Source organism: Streptomyces rubiginosohelvolus, from assembly GCF_014649875.1.
Taxonomy (GTDB): domain Bacteria; phylum Actinomycetota; class Actinomycetes; order Streptomycetales; family Streptomycetaceae; genus Streptomyces; species Streptomyces rubiginosohelvolus.
This window is the reverse complement of record NZ_BMTW01000017.1, coordinates 45,834-61,061: the sequence shown is the minus strand read 5'-3', so window position 1 is coordinate 61,061 and position 15,228 is coordinate 45,834. Positions and strand designations below refer to the sequence as shown.

Annotated in this window: 15 protein-coding genes; 6 read left to right on the top strand and 9 right to left on the bottom strand. The window is 73.6% G+C overall.

The window, feature by feature from the left end; all coding sequences use genetic code 11:
* The first annotated feature begins 80 nt into the window (after window positions 1-80).
* On the top strand, window positions 81-1,673 hold the full coding sequence (locus IE134_RS28810) for an alpha/beta hydrolase (RefSeq protein ID WP_189432148.1): 1,593 nt from the start codon (window positions 81-83) through the stop codon (window positions 1,671-1,673).
* Window positions 1,674-1,682: 9 nt separating this feature from the next.
* Here IE134_RS28810 and IE134_RS28805 read toward each other — a convergent pair whose 3' ends face one another.
* On the bottom strand, window positions 1,683-2,594 hold the full coding sequence (locus IE134_RS28805; protein WP_189432146.1) for an NmrA/HSCARG family protein: 912 nt from the start codon (window positions 2,592-2,594) through the stop codon (window positions 1,683-1,685).
* Window positions 2,595-2,797: 203 nt separating this feature from the next.
* Here IE134_RS28805 and IE134_RS28800 point away from each other — a divergent pair, with 203 nt between their 5' ends.
* Window positions 2,798-3,190 (top strand): MerR family transcriptional regulator, encoded by a 393-nt coding sequence (locus IE134_RS28800; RefSeq protein WP_189432144.1) that lies wholly within the window; start codon window positions 2,798-2,800, stop codon window positions 3,188-3,190.
* Window positions 3,191-3,303: 113 nt separating this feature from the next.
* Here the strand turns inward: IE134_RS28800 and moeZ are convergent, their stop codons facing one another.
* The 7 genes from moeZ to IE134_RS28765 form a co-directional block, all read right to left on the bottom strand.
* On the bottom strand, window positions 3,304-4,482 hold the full coding sequence (gene moeZ / locus IE134_RS28795; RefSeq protein ID WP_030716783.1) for an adenylyltransferase/sulfurtransferase MoeZ: 1,179 nt from the start codon (window positions 4,480-4,482) through the stop codon (window positions 3,304-3,306).
* A 99-nt stretch (window positions 4,483-4,581) separates the two neighbouring features.
* Complete coding sequence (locus IE134_RS28790; RefSeq protein WP_189432142.1) at window positions 4,582-5,415, bottom strand: spherulation-specific family 4 protein; 834 nt, start codon at window positions 5,413-5,415, stop codon at window positions 4,582-4,584.
* On the bottom strand, window positions 5,403-6,368 hold the full coding sequence (locus tag IE134_RS28785) for an NAD-dependent epimerase/dehydratase family protein (protein ID WP_010061594.1): 966 nt from the start codon (window positions 6,366-6,368) through the stop codon (window positions 5,403-5,405). Before IE134_RS28785 ends, IE134_RS28790 begins: the two co-directional genes overlap by 13 nt.
* 184 nt (window positions 6,369-6,552) lie before the next feature.
* Window positions 6,553-7,725 carry a hypothetical protein gene (locus tag IE134_RS28780; RefSeq protein WP_078614442.1) on the bottom strand — a complete coding sequence of 391 codons (1,173 nt, stop codon included), beginning with the start codon at window positions 7,723-7,725 and terminating at the stop codon, window positions 6,553-6,555.
* A gap of 109 nt (window positions 7,726-7,834) precedes the next feature.
* Window positions 7,835-9,724, bottom strand: a complete 1,890-nt coding sequence (locus tag IE134_RS28775; protein WP_189432138.1) for a DUF3492 domain-containing protein — start codon at window positions 9,722-9,724, stop codon at window positions 7,835-7,837.
* Between the two features lie 233 nt (window positions 9,725-9,957).
* Window positions 9,958-11,451: a DUF3152 domain-containing protein gene (locus tag IE134_RS28770; RefSeq protein WP_030716794.1), complete on the bottom strand. Its 1,494-nt coding sequence runs from the start codon at window positions 11,449-11,451 to the stop codon at window positions 9,958-9,960.
* 8 nt (window positions 11,452-11,459) lie between these two features.
* Entirely contained in the window at window positions 11,460-12,425 is a 966-nt protein-coding gene (locus tag IE134_RS28765) for an alpha/beta fold hydrolase (protein ID WP_030716797.1), read from the bottom strand.
* Window positions 12,426-12,544: 119 nt separating this feature from the next.
* Here IE134_RS28765 and IE134_RS28760 point away from each other — a divergent pair, with 119 nt between their 5' ends.
* From IE134_RS28760 to IE134_RS28745, 4 genes are all read left to right on the top strand, one after another.
* Entirely contained in the window at window positions 12,545-12,760 is a 216-nt protein-coding gene (locus tag IE134_RS28760; RefSeq protein WP_030716799.1) for an Rv3202a family protein, read from the top strand.
* 168 nt (window positions 12,761-12,928) lie between these two features.
* Entirely contained in the window at window positions 12,929-13,570 is a 642-nt protein-coding gene (locus IE134_RS28755; protein WP_010061601.1) for a TetR/AcrR family transcriptional regulator, read from the top strand.
* Between the two features lie 140 nt (window positions 13,571-13,710).
* Entirely contained in the window at window positions 13,711-13,938 is a 228-nt protein-coding gene (locus IE134_RS28750) for a DUF3107 domain-containing protein (protein WP_010061602.1), read from the top strand.
* 198 nt (window positions 13,939-14,136) lie between these two features.
* A complete protein-coding gene (locus IE134_RS28745) occupies window positions 14,137-14,409 on the top strand; it encodes a hypothetical protein (protein WP_010061603.1) in 273 nt (90 codons plus the stop codon).
* 9 nt (window positions 14,410-14,418) lie between these two features.
* Here IE134_RS28745 and IE134_RS28740 read toward each other — a convergent pair whose 3' ends face one another.
* A complete protein-coding gene (locus IE134_RS28740; RefSeq protein WP_010061604.1) occupies window positions 14,419-15,165 on the bottom strand; it encodes a ferritin-like fold-containing protein in 747 nt (248 codons plus the stop codon).
* Between the last annotated feature and the right edge of the window lie 63 nt (window positions 15,166-15,228).

Here is a 15,228-nt window from a genome sequence, read left to right as displayed (position 1 = left end):
TCCACCGGTCGCGGCCCCACCGCCACCCGCATGGACCGCGCCCGGCCGCGCTCCCCGGCGGCCCGCCGCACGATGGGGGCATGAGGACTTCCCCCGCTCTGCGTGCCGCCGCCCTCGCCGCCACCGCCACCGTGCTGCTGCCGCTGGCCGGCTGTTCGGACGACGGGGGCGGGGAGGGGTCCTCGACGCCCACCGGGGCCTCGACCGCCTCGCCGACCGCCACCGCCGAGGACCTGTCCTCGCAGAAGCTGGAGTGGTCCCCCTGCCCGCCCCCGAACACGGCCCAGGGCGGCGGCGAGTCGCCGTCCCCGCTGCCCGGCGGGGTGGTGTGGGAGTGCTCGTTCATGGACGTACCCCTCGACTACGCGAAGCCGGACGGCCGCACGATCGAACTGGCGCTGGTGCGGGCCAAGGCCAAGGACCAGCAGCGGCGGATCGGCTCGCTGGTGTTCAACTTCGGCGGGCCCGGCGCGTCCGGCGTCGCGACGCTGCCCGCGTTCGGCACCGAGTACGACAAGCTCCGCACCCGCTACGACCTGGTGAGCTTCGACCCGCGCGGGGTCGGACGCAGCGAGGGCGTCCAGTGCGCGGACGACGCCCAGCTCGACGCGTTCTACCAGGAGGACTCCACCCCGGACGACGCGGCCGAACAGAAGCAGTTCGTCCAGGGGCAGAAGGACTACATCGCGGACTGCGAGGAGAACTCCGGCCCCGAACTCCCCTTCGTCGGCACGACGAACGCCGCCCGCGACATGGACCTGATGCGTACGGTGCTGGGCGACGACGAGCTCCACTACTTCGGCATCTCGTACGGCACCGAACTGGGCGGCGTGTACGCCAATCTCTTCCCGGACAAGGTGGGACGGGCGGTCTTCGACGCGGTGGTCGACCCCACGAAGGACGCCGAGCAGTCCGCCCTCGGCCAGGCCGAGGGATTCCAGCTCGCCCTGGACAACTTCACGAAGGACTGTGCGGAGCGCGACGACTGCGCCCTCCCCGGGGCCACCCCGCAGGAGGTCGAGCAGGGCATCGCCGATCTGCTGGGCGAGCTGGAGGAGGAGCCCGTCGACGGGCTCGGCGACCGGACCCTGACGCAGACGCTGGCCACCACCGGTATCGCGTCCGCGCTCTACTCCCAGGAGACCTGGCCGCTGCTGGAGCAGGGCCTGGACGAGGCGGGCGGCGGGAACGGCGGGCTGCTGCTCGCCCTGGCCGACTCCCTCAACGGCCGTTCGGAGGACGGGCGGTACGACAACTCCAACGCCGCCAGCATCGCCATCAACTGCGCCGACAGCAAGCAGCGGTTCACCCTGGAGCAGACGAAGGCGGCGCTGCCCGAGTTCCGCAAGGCGTCCCCGCTGTTCGGCGAGTACCTGGGCTGGGGGCTGATGAGCTGCACCGGCTGGCCGGTGGCGGGCGCCTGGGAGACCCCGGACGTCAGCGCCTCCGGGTCCGCGCCGATCCTGGTCATCGGCAACACCGGTGACCCGGCGACCCCGTACGCGGGTGCGAAGGCGATGGTGCAGCAGCTCGGCAAGGGCGTCGGCGTGGAGCTGACGTACAAGGGCGAGGGCCACGGGGCGTACAACAGCAAGGACACGTGCGTGCAACGGGCGGTGGACGGCTACCTGTTGGACGGCCGGGTGCCGAAGTCCGGCACGGTCTGCGGCTGACCCCGGCTCTCAGCGCTGCGCGCGGCCCTCCTGCGGGGCGCGGAGCGCCTCGTCGAGCAGGCCTGCCCCCGGGCCCGCCAGCCAGCGGTCGAAGTCCAGCAGGAAGGGGAACTCGGCGCGCAAGGCGTCGAGGTCCGCGTTTCCCGCCAGCCTGCCGTCGTCGACGAGCGCCATCAGCCGATCGAGGACCTCGCCCCCTGCCGGCAGTCGGCGGTAGCCGATCGGCCGCCCGGCGGCCCGGGTCAGGTGGCCGGCCAGGGCCTCGCCGGTGAGGGAGTCACCGGCGATCTCCAGCGTCCGGCCGGCGTAGCGACCGGGTGCGCCGAAGACCGTGGCGGCGATACGCCCGATGTCGCGTACCGCGATGAACTGCATGGCCTGTTCGGGGCGCATGAGGAAGGACAGCCGCCCCTGGTCGAGGCCCGTTTCGGGGGCCACCAGCAGCTCCATGAAGGTGGCCGGCCGGAGGACGGTGACGGCGGTGTCCAGCTTCCGGACGTGGGCTTCGACACGGTTCTTGGTGTCGAGGTGGCCGACGCCCGTCGTGGCGCCCGCGGTGACCGCCGAACTCTGGACGAAATGGGCGACGCCGAGGCGCTCGGCGAGGTCCGCCACCGTCGTACCGAAACGGACCTCGTCCTCGTCGGTCACCTCCGCACCGGCCTGCCCGGAGTTCGGCTGGACGCTGAAGACGCCGTGAGCGCCCGAGAAGGCCGCGCCGAGCGACTCCGGCTCCCGGAGGTCGCCGGGGACGATGTCGACACCGCCGGCGGCGAGGGCGCGGGCCCGGCGGCCGGACGGATTCCGCACGACCGCGCGCACCGACCAGCCGTCGGCCCGCAGCGCCGCCGCGACCGCTCCGCCCTGCTGACCCGTGGCGCCCAGGACGACGACGGTCCGGCTGCCGTCCGTGCCGGTCATGCCGCGCTCCCGCCGGTCCGGGCGCGGATCACGGCGGCGGACAGGGCCGCGCCTGCCGGGCATCGCGGGAAGCAGGTCCGGGGTGTGCTGGTCACAGGGGGCTCCGAGGTTCGTGAGGGCGGTTCGCACCGGTCGCCGCTACGCTAAAACCTGACGTCGGCGTCAGGTGCAAGGGAGACGTGGAGTCGGGTCGGGAGGCCGGGATGCGGATCGGAGAGGTCGCCGCGAAAGCGGGGGTCAGCGTCAGGGCGCTGCGCTACTACGAGGAGCGGGACCTGCTGCACTGCACGCGGAACCTGGGCGGCCAGCGCCAGTACACGGCCGACGCCGTCGAGCGGGTCTGCCTGATCCGGCGTCTCTACTCCGCGGGCCTGCCGAGCAGAATCGTCCGCGAAGTGCTGTCGTTCGCGGACGCCGGCGGGGCATCACCGGAACTGGTGGGGCTGCTCACCGCCGAACGCGACCGCCTGGAACGGCAGATGACGGATCTGCGGGACGCACGCGACCGGCTGCACGCCTGCATCACCGAGGCACACCGCGATGGGGAAGCGGAACGGTCCTCCGGCGACGGCAGCCCGCGCGACGGGAGGACCTGAGGAGCCGCCTCCGGCGCGCGGCGGAGGAACACGCCCAGGGAGTACGGAAGAAGGGGCCCGGTCCGCGACGCGCGGACCAAGCCCCTTCTCACCACAGCCGTACGGGACGGGTGTTAGTACACCGGCTTCTCGGGCTCGATCTGGTTGACCCAGCCGATCACGCCGCCGCCGACGTGCACCGCGTCGGCGAAGCCCGCGGACTTGAGGACCGCGAGGACCTCGGCGCTGCGGACACCGGTCTTGCAGTGCAGGACGATGCGCTTGTCCTGCGGGAGGTCCTGGAGGGCGGTGCCCATGAGGAACTCGTTCTTCGGGATCAGCTTCGCGCCGGGGATCGAGACGATCTCGTACTCGTTCGGCTCGCGGACGTCGATGATCTCGATCGTCTCGTCGCCGTCGATCCACTCCTTGAGCTGCTTGGGAGTGATCGTCGCGCCGAGCGCCGCCTCCTGCGCCTCCTCGGACACGACGCCGCAGAAGGCCTCGTAGTCGATGAGCTCGGTGACGGTGGGGTTCTCGCCGCAGACCGCGCAGTCGGGGTCCTTGCGGACCTTGACCTGGCGGTACTGCATCTCCAGGGCGTCGTAGATCATCAGCCGGCCGACCAGCGGGTCGCCGACCCCGGCGAGCAGCTTGATGGCCTCGGTGACCTGGATGGAGCCGACGGACGCGCAGAGCACGCCCAGCACGCCGCCCTCGGCGCAGGAGGGGACCATGCCCGGCGGCGGGGGCTCCGGGTAGAGGCAGCGGTAGCAGGGGCCGTGCTCGGACCAGAACACGGAGGCCTGGCCGTCGAAGCGGTAGATCGAGCCCCACACGTACGGCTTGTTCAGCAGCACCGCGGCGTCGTTGACGAGATAGCGGGTGGCGAAGTTGTCCGTGCCGTCCACGATCAGGTCGTACTGCGCGAAGATCTCCATCACGTTCTCGGCTTCGAGCCGCTCTTCGTGAAGGACCACGTTGACGTACGGGTTGATGCCCAGCACCGAGTCCTTGGCGGACTCCGCCTTGGAGCGGCCGATGTCGGACTGGCTGTGGATGATCTGGCGCTGCAGGTTCGACTCGTCGACCTCGTCGAACTCCACGATGCCGAGCGTGCCGACACCGGCCGCCGCGAGATACATCAGGGCCGGCGAGCCGAGCCCGCCGGCGCCGACACACAGCACCTTGGCGTTCTTCAGGCGCTTCTGTCCGTCCATCCCGACATCAGGGATGATCAGGTGACGGGAGTACCTGCGGACCTCGTCGACGGTGAGCTCAGCAGCTGGCTCGACCAGGGGTGGCAGCGACACAGGAACCTCAACAATGCAGGTGGTCGGATTCTACGTAGACCGGCTTCTTACGGTCGACTACGTACGGTTGTTCTCCCCGTAACACTGCCACGCCCCTCCTCATTCCGAGATACCAGGTCCGATCCGCGAGACGATTTCGTCCCAGTAACTGGGCAGCGCCGCAAATGGATCGCTTTGTCCGCTTCGACCGTCCCGGTCGTTCCGGTCGGTGAAGAAGATCGTCCCGGCGCCCTGCCAGCGGGCGACGCGCATGGCCTCCTCAAGGTGGGTGCGCGGGACCCCGTGGACGAAGTGGGCGAACCGCTCCGGCGGGTAGTCGGCCGTCCACTCGGCCACCTGGGACCAGCGGTAGTCGGTCCACGGCCCCTGGAAGGTGACCAGTTGGTCGGCGGCCTCCGCGTACCCGGGGTACGGATGGGTGCCGTGGCCCAGCACCAGGCGGCCCCCGCCGTCGGCGCTGTCGCTCTCCGCCAGCAGGGCGTGCAGGGTGCCGGTGAGCCGCCGGACGGCGGGCAGGCGGGCGCGGTCGGCGGGGCAGCGGGCGAGGTAGAAGCCGCCGATGCGGTACCAGTCGATGAAGGACCGGGCGTCCGCGATCAGCTCGCCGAAGGGCCGCTCGCCGTGGGCCAGGTCGAGGTGGCCGAGCAGCCGGCCGCCGGAGGCCCGGACGGTGTCGTCCGGGGTCTCGCCGTGCAGGGCGCGTTCGCGGGCGTTGCGCAGCCGGCCCGCCGCCTCCAGGCAGTGCGGGTCGGGCCGGGAGCCGGGGCCGTTCGCGATGTTGAGGACGGCCCAGTGCAGCGGGGTGCCGGGGCGGGCCAGCTCGGCCCATTCGGCGGGGGCGAGCAGCGGGTGGGCGTAGCCGGGGACGCCGAAGCCGAGCTGTTCGCCGCCCGCGATCCGGCGGGCGTCGGCGGAGGCGGTCAGATGCGGCACGCCGCCTCCATCCAGATGTCCGCGAGGGACTCCTCCAGGTTGATCCGGGGGCGCCAGCCGAGCCGGTCGCGCGCGGTGCGGACGTCGGCCTGCTGCCAGGCGCCGCAGCCGTCCGGATACGGGGACGGGGTGGCGGAGAGGTGCTCCATGACGGACTCGGCGGAGGTGCGCGGGGCCCCGATGGGCAGCCGCGGCGGGGGCGAGTCCAGCTCGTGGAGCGCGCCCGCGTACCCGGCGACACGAGCGAGCACGGCGGCGGCGTCGCGGAGCCGGACCGCGCGCCCGGTGCCGATGTTGACGACGCCCTGGGCAGCGGAGAGCGAGGCGGCGTGGACGGCCCGCGCCACGTCCCGTACGTCGACGAAGTCCCGCTGCACGCCGAGCCCGCTGAGCTTGAGCTCGCCGTCGCCCGCCTGCATGGCCCGGCGCATGGCCTCGGCGAGCCGGCCGAGCGGGGAGCCGGCCGGGGTGCCGGGGCCGACCGGCGAGAAGACCCGCAGGACCACGGCGTCGAGGCCGGAGCCGAGGACCAGTTCGGTGGCGGCGAGCTTGCTGACGCCGTACGGGCCGCCGGGGCGCGGGACAGCGTCCTCGGCGGTGGAGGACCCGGGCTGCGAGGGCCCGTACTCCGAGGCGCAGCCGACCTGGACGAGCCGGGCGCCGCAACCGCTGCGGCGCAGCGCCTCGCAGACGGTGGCGACGGCGACGGTGTTGTGCCGGGTGAGGTCCCGGGCGCCGCCGCGGGTGGCGCCCGCGCAGTTGACGACGACCCCGGGGTGGACGGCGTCCAGGAAGCGGGTGAGGGCCCCGGGGCTGCCGCCCGCGAGGTCGAACCGGACGTCGGCGTCGTCACCGCGCCCGAGGGCCGTGAGGTGGACGGCGGGGTCGGCGAGGAGACGGTCGGCGACGAAGCGGCCGAGGAATCCGTTGGCTCCGAGCAGCAGCACCCTCATCGCGCACCGCCTCGGTGCCGACGGCTCACTGCCGGTGCGGGGGACTGGGGGGTCATGGCGGGTTTCTCCTAGGTCAGTCAGTCGGTCGTACGGTGCCGGGCGGGCCCGCGGCGTCGGCTCCGCGGGAGTGGTGCGGGGTGGTGCGTGGGTGGTGCGGTGGTACGTCGGTGGGGCCCTCGGGTGCTCAGGCCCGGGTGTGGGCGGAGGCCCGGGAGAGCGCGAGAGCGGCGTGCAGCAGCAGTCCGAGCGCGGCCCCGCCGCAGGCGAGGGCGGAGACAGCCCCGGTCCCGCCTGCCGAGACGAGGGCGTCCACGGGCTGGGCGAGGGGTTCGAGGCCGGGAAGCCGGGCGGCGAGGACGAGGGCCGGGGCGGCGGCCTCGACGGCACAGGCGGCGGCGAGCGCGACGGTGCCCGGCTCGGGCAGTCCGTGCACGGCGAGCAGCCGGGCCACGAAGAACAGCACCCCGAGGGCGACGGCCGCCACGGTCACTCCTCCCCCGCCGAGACCGAGGTCGGCCAGGTACAGCAGGGGCAGCAGCGCGCCGAGGAAGAGGGAGACGGCCGCCAGGAGCAGGGGGCGCACGCCCGCGCCGAACTCCTCAAGAGCACGGCTGCCGGACAGTTTGCGGTGGGCGCGGACGGTGAAGAGGTGGGCGCACCAGGCGGCCGGGGCGATCGCGGCGGCGAGGCCGAGCAGCGGGGCGGGGCTGCCGTCCCACGGGCCGTCCGGGCCGCCGGTCATGACCTGGGCGAGCAGTTCCTCGCCGTACACCGCGTAGCTGAGCAGCCAGCAGGCGTACATCCCGGCGCGGCCCGCTCCTTCGGGGGCGCGCAGGGGGCCGCGGCCGAGGCAGGCCCGGAGCGCCAGGCAGGCGAGCAGCGCCCCGACGACGGTGACGAGGGCCCGCGTCCCGTCGCCGAGGACGCCCTCGGTGACCCGGAGCACCCCGGCGGTCGCGAGGCAGGCGGCCCCGGGGAGCAGGGCGAGGAGCGTCCAGGCGGCCCGCGCCTCGGTGTCGGGACCGGGGCCGGGGGGTCCGCCGGCGGCGGGATCGTGGGCCCGGGGCGGCATGCGGGCGTACAGCTCCTCGGCGAGGGCGAAGACGTCCCGGTGGCGGTAGCGGGCGGCGGTGCGGTCGGTGAGGCCGTGGGCCTCCAGTCCTGCGGCGATCTCCAGCGGGTCCACGGCCCGTTCGCACAGGTCGCGGTGGTCGTGCAGCAGGGATTTCACCGGGTCGGCCGGGCCCCGTCGGGCGGTGGCGCCCGACGCCCGGCGGGCCGAGGCGCGGGGCGGGATCTCCGCGGGGCGTTCCGGGGCGGCAGCGGGGGTCGTCGCCGGGTCGTCCGGACGGGTCATCGGGGGGTCTCCGTGGTCGTGAAGCGTCGGGTCGTGGGGGGCCGGTCGGTGGGACGGCCGGTCGCGGAGGGCCGGGCCGTGGCGGGCCGGGCCGTCGAGGGCCGGGTGGTCACGCATCGCCGTCCCCCGCCGGTGCTGCCGCGACCGCGCAGACGCCCTCGGGCTCCGGCTCCCGCGCGTGCTCCGGCTCGGGCTCGCCGGGCCGGTCCGGCAGGCGGGCTCCGGACGGGGCGGCCCAACTGGGCACGGCGGCAGGGCCCTCCGGGTCCTCCGGTGGCCGGAGGTGTGCCCCGGGCTGGGTCCAGTGGCCGAGGAGGTGGGCCTCCGGCGGGGTGGCGAACGGCAGCGGGTCGCCGTGGGCGTCCACCGTGTCGGCGTCCCGGCGCACCGGGGTGTGCGACATCAGCTCCAGGTAAATGCCGCGAAATGCCGCGAGGTTCTGTTCGACGGTGAAGAGTTCGAGCGCGCGGGCCCGGGCGGCGGCGCCCAGCCTGGCCCGGCGCTCGGGGTCGCGCAGCAGCGCGACACAGGCGTCGCCAAGCGCCTTGGGGTTGCGCGGGGGCACCACCAGACCGGTGCCGCCGATGACCTCGACGACCGCGCCCACGTCGGTGGAGACGGTGGCCCGGCCGCAGAACATGGCTTCGACGAGGCTGACCGGGAAGCCCTCGACGGTGCTGGAGAGGACGATCACGCCCCCCGCCCCGTACGCCTCGGCGAGATCGGGGATCTCGGGGCCGCCGATCTCCTCGAAGGTGACCGGGCTGCTGCCCTCGGTGTGGGCGCCGGTGGCCTCGTCCGGGAAGAGCTGGGCGGCCAGGGCCGTGCAGTGCGCGAGGTAGGTGGTGGCCTCGTCGCCCTCCGCCGGGGCGCCGAAGATCCGCAGCCGGGCGTCGGGCCGGGCGCGGCGGACCTCGGCGAAGGCGTGGAGGAGGGCGATCAGGTCCTTGGCGGGTTCGATCCGGCCGACCCAGACCAGTGTGTCGGGGCCGTCCGCCTCGGCGCCCTCGCCTGCCGCGCCGAGCCGTTCGGCGTCCTCGCCGACCGGGCCGAAGCGCTCCGCCGCCATGCCCGGGTAGACGGTGCGCTGCCGGGCGGGGTCGGCTCCGCAGCGCTGCTGCCAGCGGCGGACGTGGGTGTTGCCGGGGGTGACGAGCGCGGCCTGCCGGTAGATCTCGGTGGCGAGGCGGCCGTGGAACGCGGCGAGGAGGGCCCGTACGGAGGCTCCGTACGGGGTGCCGGACGCGGCGGCCAGGTAGTGCGCGCGCAGCGGGACGCCGTGCTCGGTGACCAGCAGCGGCACGCCGAAGAAGCGTTTGGCCAGGAGTCCCGGGAGGGCGGCCGCCCCGCCGGAGGCCGCATGGCAGAGGTCGACCGCGCCGAGGCTCTCCTGGTCGTACCAGTCGAGCGAGAGCGGGCGCAGGGCGCGTTCCAGCTCGGCGGCGAAGGCGAGGTGGTCGGGGACGGTGGCGCTCCGCACGGTCCGGCCGGTGCCGTGGGCGCGGGTGGCCGCCTCCAGGATCCGCACGGTGGTCTCGGAGCGCAGGGCGAGATGGAGTCCGCCGCGCTCGCGGGCCAGCTCGGCCAGCCCGTAGAGCCCTGCGGTGAAGAGCTCGGCGCCGGGGCCCTCGCCCGCTTCCGTGCCGGCCCGGTCGGGGGTGCAGACGGCGGTGGCGAGGGCGGTGAGGTGTTCGGTGAAGCGCTTGCGGTCGCGCCGCCCGTAGGACTGCTCGCCGCCGGTCACCAGCCGGGCCAGCAGACCGCGTTCGCCGCTGCCGCGCAGGGTGCCGTCCTCGGGGGCCCACAGCGGCGCGGTGCGCACCCGGCTGACCTGGTAGGGCAGTTGGACCCAGCCCTGGGCCTCCTGATGGGCGGAGCGGCTCAGCGCGAACAGGTCGAACTCGTGCTGCGGCAGCCCGCGCACCAGTCGGTCGCACCAGAGTCTGGACTCACCGGTCGCATACGGATAACCACCGTCGGTGAGCAGTCCGATCCGCACGAGTGCACCCCCGATCTCCCTTGTGGGCGGCCGCCGTTGAACCGGCGACTCACAGCGGGACGACCGTAAGCGGATACGCCGGTGGCGCGACGGACGGTTGTCCGTCGCGCCACCGAAAGGGGTGAACCGTCGTAACTTTCCCGTGCCGGTCGCGTTCCGTCGCGATACGGCGGTCGGTTGTCACGGAGCGTCAGGCCCGGGCCAACTCCTGCCGGGTTGTCAGGCCTGGGGGATCAACCCTTGGGGTGCACCCAGGGGTTGGGCTTGCACTTGATGCCTTCGAGTTCGAGGGTCTTGGTCTGCTGCTGCATGACCGGGGCCAGAGCGCCGGGCGTGCGGCAGCTCACGTGGTTGTACCCGAGCCGGTGGCCGACCTCGTGGTTGATGAGCATCTGACGGTAGGGCAGCAGCTTGTCCGGGCCGAAGGTGGCGGCGCCCTGCGCCCAGCGATAGGCGTTGATCATGACGCGGTCGGTCGACGCGGAGTCGCAGGAGACGTTGTCGACCGTGGTGTCCAGGCCGGACTTGGCGCACCAGTCGCCGGTGGTCCCGGGGCTGGCGAGCGTGATCACGAAGTCCGGCTGCCCCGACGAGATGCGCTCGAAGGTCATCGCGCCGTTGTGCGCCCAGCTCCGGTCGTCGTTGAGCGTCTTCTGCACGGCTTCGGCGAACAGACCGGCGTCGAGGCCGAGTCCCTCCTCCACATCGATCCGGTAGCGGTGCTTCTGCCCCTTGCCGGGGGCCTTCGCCAGTCCGGGCACCGCCTCGAACTCGCCGGTCGCCTTCAGGTCGGCGGCGAGCGGATACGGCTGCGCCATCTTGGCCGCGTACGAGAGGGGCTTGACCTCGGGCTTCCGCGCGGGCTGCTCCGGGGTCGGGCGGGCGTCGGAGCGGGAGGCCTCGTCGCCGAGGCCCTGCCGCTCCACCTCGGCGGCGCGCGCGGCCGCGGCACGGCCGCCGGAGTCCTCGGCGACCTGTCCGGCCACCACGACCGCGAGCACGGTGGTCACCGCGGCGGCGGCGATCCCGGTGAACGTCCGCCCCTTGGAGCCACGGGGCGCGGCCTGTTCGTCGGGCTCCGCGGCCTCGGTGTCGTCCGGGCCGTCCGGGCTCCCGGCCGACGGCGCGGACGCGGCCCCGGGGGCGTCGGCGTCGAAGGCCTCCAGGAACTCCTGGCGCGGGCCCGGCACCGGCGGTCCGGCGGGCTGCTGTGCGGCCCGGCCGTCCGCGGCGCGCTGGGCCGCCCGCTGGGCGGAGACCTGGCGGGCCACGGCCTGCTGCCGGGCGGAGGTGTCCTGAGGTCCGGAGGAGCCGGCGGACCCGCCCGGCCCGCCGGGATGCGGCCGGGCGTCGCCGGGACGGCCGTCCGGGCCGGGGTACTGGTGCGGCGCCTGGGAATGGGGGGCGCCGTGTGATCCGGGTGCGCCGGGCCCCTGCCCGTAGCGGGGCTGCGGCCCGGTGCTCCAGGTGCCGCCCCAGCCGCCGCCCTTCTCATGCTGTTCGGGGTGACCGCCGCGCACCTGCGGAGCGTCGGGCGGGAACGGGCCCTGCCCGTCACCGGTCAGGGGGGAGAAGAGGTTGCGCCCGTCCGCGGCCGGTGCGGATGCGGTCCGCCTGCGGCGGCCGGTGCCGGACGCGGGGTGCGCCGCGGCGCGCTCGCCCCCCGGCTCCGCCGCTGTCGCGTCCGGGCGAGTCGCCCCGGAGCCCTTTCGACTGTGTCGTCCCACGCCCCGGATCAGCTCCCGCCGCTATCGTCCAGCAGTTCCCGGAACGCCTGGGCGACCGCCTCCGGGTACTCCATCATCGCCACGTGCCCCGCGTCGGGCAGGGTCAGCAGCCGGGCGTCGCGGAAGGCCGCGGACGCCCTGCGTGCCATCCGGTACGAGACGAGCTGGTCCCGTCCGCCGTACACGAGCTGGGTCGGTGCGAGGACCCGCTCGGCCTGGCGCCACAGTCCGTGCTGGCCGCCCAGGGTGTACGCGTCGACGATGCCCCGGGCCGAACGCGTCATCGCGTCCCAGAAGTACGGCAGCTCCAGCCGGCGCTCCATCTCGGCCACCGCATGACGGAAGGCTTCCTCGGAGACCCGTGCCGGATCGCCGTAACAGAGTGCCATGACTCCACGCGTGCGCTGCTCCGCGGTCCAGTCCTTCGTGAGCCGGGAGAACAGGGAAGCGACCCCCGGCACCGCCAGCAGACCGGTCGGGACGGCCGGCCGCTGCACCCGCCACTCCGGCAGGGCGGGCGAGATCAGGGTGAGGGTGCGCACGAGATCGGGGCGGACGGCGGCGACCCGGGTGGCGACCGCGCCGCCCAGCGAATTGCCGAACAGATGGACGGGCCCCCGCTCCTCCGCGTCCAGCAGCCGGATCACCGCACGAGCGTGTCCGGTCACCGAGTAGTTGCCGTCGTCGGGCGGCGGCGAATCCCCGAATCCGGGCAGGTCGACGGCTTCCCCGTCGACCACGTCGGACAGCAGGGGCATCAGCGCGGACCAGTTCTGCGACGAACCGCCGAGCCCGTGCACGTACAGCGCGGGGGGCAGTCCGGTCCGGTCTCCCGGCCGGCAGCGGATGTTCAGACCGACCCCCGGCAGGGACACGGAGCGCAGCCGTTCGCCGTCGGCGACGCGGACGGCACTGACCGTGGGGGCCACCGCTGCGGCGGCGGCCTGGATACCCGGCAGTTCGGTCGAAGACATGCGCCAATGTTACGAGACGATCACGCACTGATTCATGTGTTCGCCGTCACAAGGCCGCATCGCGGGGTAGACGGGTAGCTCCTAGGCTTCATGGGGAACGACAGGAAGGGAGCTGCCACATGACGGTCGACCCGAGCGACCCGGACACCTTCGAGAGCGCGGAGCCGGACGAGCCGGGGCCGGAGGCTCCGGAGGCGGATGCCGCCGAACAGCGCGCGGACGTCCGGCCGGAGCACGACGAGCGGGCGGAGAGCGTCGACCCGGCCGCCGCCAACGAGGCCGACGTCGCGGAACAGCGCAGGGTGATTCCCCTCGACGAGGACGATTACCGCTGAAACGCCCCGGTTTCACTCACGATCGCAAAGAACTGTGACTTCCACAGCCGTCCGGTCCGTGAAATTCTGCGTCCGCGCCGCGCACACCCGGGTTACCCAAAAGTACGATGGCTGTACGGCGCAGCGTGCACGGACCGGCTGTGCTGGAACACATATTTGGGAGGCGGCGTGACAGCCATCGAGCAGACAGAGGCGGCGCGCCCGCGGGGCACCCGCCTGCCCCGCCGCGCCCGACGCAACCAGCTGCTGGGCGCCGCACAGGAGGTCTTCGTCGCGCAGGGCTACCACTCCGCCGCGATGGACGACATCGCCGAGCGGGCCGGGGTCAGCAAGCCGGTGCTCTACCAGCACTTCCCCGGGAAGCTGGAGCTCTACCTGGCCCTGCTCGACCAGCACTGCGAGTCGCTGCTCCAGGCCGTCCGCACGGCGCTGGCCTCGACGACGGACAACAAGCTGCGCGTCGAGGCGACGATGGACGCCTACTTCGCGTACGTGGAGGACGAGGGCGGCGCGTTCCGCCTGGTCTTCGAGTCCGACCTGACCAACGAGCCCGCCGTGCGCGAGCGGGTCGACCGGGTGTCCCTCCAGTGCGCCGAGGCCATCTCGGACGTGATCGCCGGGGACACGGGCCTGTCCAAGGACGAGTCCATGCTGCTGGCGGTCGGGCTCGGCGGCGTCTCCCAGGTGGTGGCCCGTTACTGGCTCTCCAGCCGGTCCGCCATCCCTCGCGACACCGCCGTGCAGCTCCTCACCTCGCTGGCGTGGCGGGGCATCGCGGGCTTCCCGCTGCACGGTGTCGAGCAGCACTGACCCCTCCGCGCCGGGACCCCTGACACCGTGTTCGCTGCGGGCGTTGCCGGTCGGGCCCTGAGCGCCGCTTCCGCCGGGCTAATGTGGCTGCGTACGGCGCGGTTCGCCGCGCAGGGACTGACCGTCGGAGGGACATAGCCGTGGAGGTCAAGATCGGGGTGCAGCACACGCCCCGCGAGATCGTTCTGGAGAGCGGGCTTTCCGCCGAGGACGTCGAGAGCGCGGTCGCCGCGGCACTGGGCGGCAAGGCGGAGCTGCTCAGCCTCACGGACGACAAGGGCCGCAAGGTTCTCGTGCCGGCCGACCGGATCGCGTATGTGGAGATCGGTGAGCCGACCACCCGGCGGGTGGGGTTCGGGGCGCTGTAGTCCACGGACGCGTTGATCACAGGAGCGGCCCGGCGGGATCTTCCCGCCGGGCCGCTCCTGTGTCGCGTGCAGGGGTGCGGCTCCGACGTTCCCGTACGGGTCGGAAGGGGCGGTCGGAGGATTGCTCGCCGTGGCCGGGGGGTAGTACCGCCTACGACCGATTTGCCCGCCCCGCACACCCCCGCGAGGTGATCTTCTGTGATCTGGGAATCCTTCGGCGCCGCCGTGCTCGGACTGGCCCTGTCCTGGGTGGCGCTCCGATCACTGGCCGACCGTCTGCCGGCCGGCCGTGCGGTTTATCTCACCGGCACGCTGGGCGCCCTGTTCGGCGCGTATCTGACGCATGCCGCGCTGGGTCCCGGCCATGTCCTGGCGACGCTGATCGGAGCCGTGTCGGTCGGAGCGGTGACGCTCTCGCTCCTGATCCGACCACGCGGCCGCCGCCTCACCCGGTCGGCGGCGGCCCAGTAGCCGGCGGCCTTACGCGGCCAGGCCGAGAGCGGCCATCCGCTTGGTGTGGGCCTCCGTGATCCGGGAGAACATCCGGCCCACCTCGGCCAGGTCGAAGCCGTCCGCGACGCCGCCCACCAGCATCGTCGAGAGGGCGTCGCGGTCGGCGACCACCCGCTGGGCCTGCGAGAGCGCCTCGCCCATCAGCCGGCGGGCCCACAGCGCGAGCCGTCCGCCGACCCGGGGATCGGCCTCGATGGCGGCGCGCACCTTCTCCACCGCGAAGTTCCCGTGGCCTGTGTCGTCGAGCACGGACAGCACGAGGGACCGGGTGTCGGTGTCGAGCCGGGCCGCGACCTCGCGGTAGAAGTCGCTCGCGATCGAGTCGCCGACGTACGCCTTGACCAGGCCCTCCAGCCAGTCGGACGGGGCGGTCTGGCGGTGGAAGTCGTCGAGCGCCTTGGCGAACGGCTCCATCGCGGCGGTCGGCTCCTCGTCGACCGCGGTGAGCCGCTCGGTGAGCTGCTCGAAGTGGTGGAACTCGGCGGCGGCCATCTTCGCCAACTCCGCCTTGTCCCCGAGGGTCGGCGCGAGCTTCGCGTCCTCGGCCAGCCGCTCGAAGGCCGCCAGCTCTCCGTAGGCGAGGGCGCCGAGCAGGTCCACGACCGCGGCGCGGTACTGCGGGTCGGCGGCCGCGGTGGCCCAGTCCTGGGTGGCGATCCCGGTGGCTCCGGAAGAGTCGGCGGGGGTGTCGGTGGCGTGGTCTGGCGTCTCCATGAAACGGAACGATAGCCCTCCCGGCGCAGGGCGGAAGGGCCTGGTCAGCCGGGGGCCCCATAC

What these genes read in the sequence shown, in the direction of transcription:
- IE134_RS28810 (WP_189432148.1), top strand. Translation starts at nt 81, where the DNA reads ATGAGGACTTCCCCCGCTCTGCGTGCCGCCGCCCTCGCCGCCACCGCC.
- IE134_RS28805 (WP_189432146.1), bottom strand. Translation starts at nt 2,594, where the DNA reads ATGACCGGCACGGACGGCAGCCGGACCGTCGTCGTCCTGGGCGCCACG.
- IE134_RS28800 (WP_189432144.1), top strand. Translation starts at nt 2,798, where the DNA reads ATGCGGATCGGAGAGGTCGCCGCGAAAGCGGGGGTCAGCGTCAGGGCG.
- IE134_RS28785 (WP_010061594.1), bottom strand. Translation starts at nt 6,368, where the DNA reads ATGAGGGTGCTGCTGCTCGGAGCCAACGGATTCCTCGGCCGCTTCGTC.
- IE134_RS28780 (WP_078614442.1), bottom strand. Translation starts at nt 7,725, where the DNA reads ATGACCCGTCCGGACGACCCGGCGACGACCCCCGCTGCCGCCCCGGAA.
- IE134_RS28765 (WP_030716797.1), bottom strand. Translation starts at nt 12,425, where the DNA reads ATGTCTTCGACCGAACTGCCGGGTATCCAGGCCGCCGCCGCAGCGGTG.
- IE134_RS28760 (WP_030716799.1), top strand. Translation starts at nt 12,545, where the DNA reads ATGACGGTCGACCCGAGCGACCCGGACACCTTCGAGAGCGCGGAGCCG.
- IE134_RS28740 (WP_010061604.1), bottom strand. Translation starts at nt 15,165, where the DNA reads ATGGAGACGCCAGACCACGCCACCGACACCCCCGCCGACTCTTCCGGA.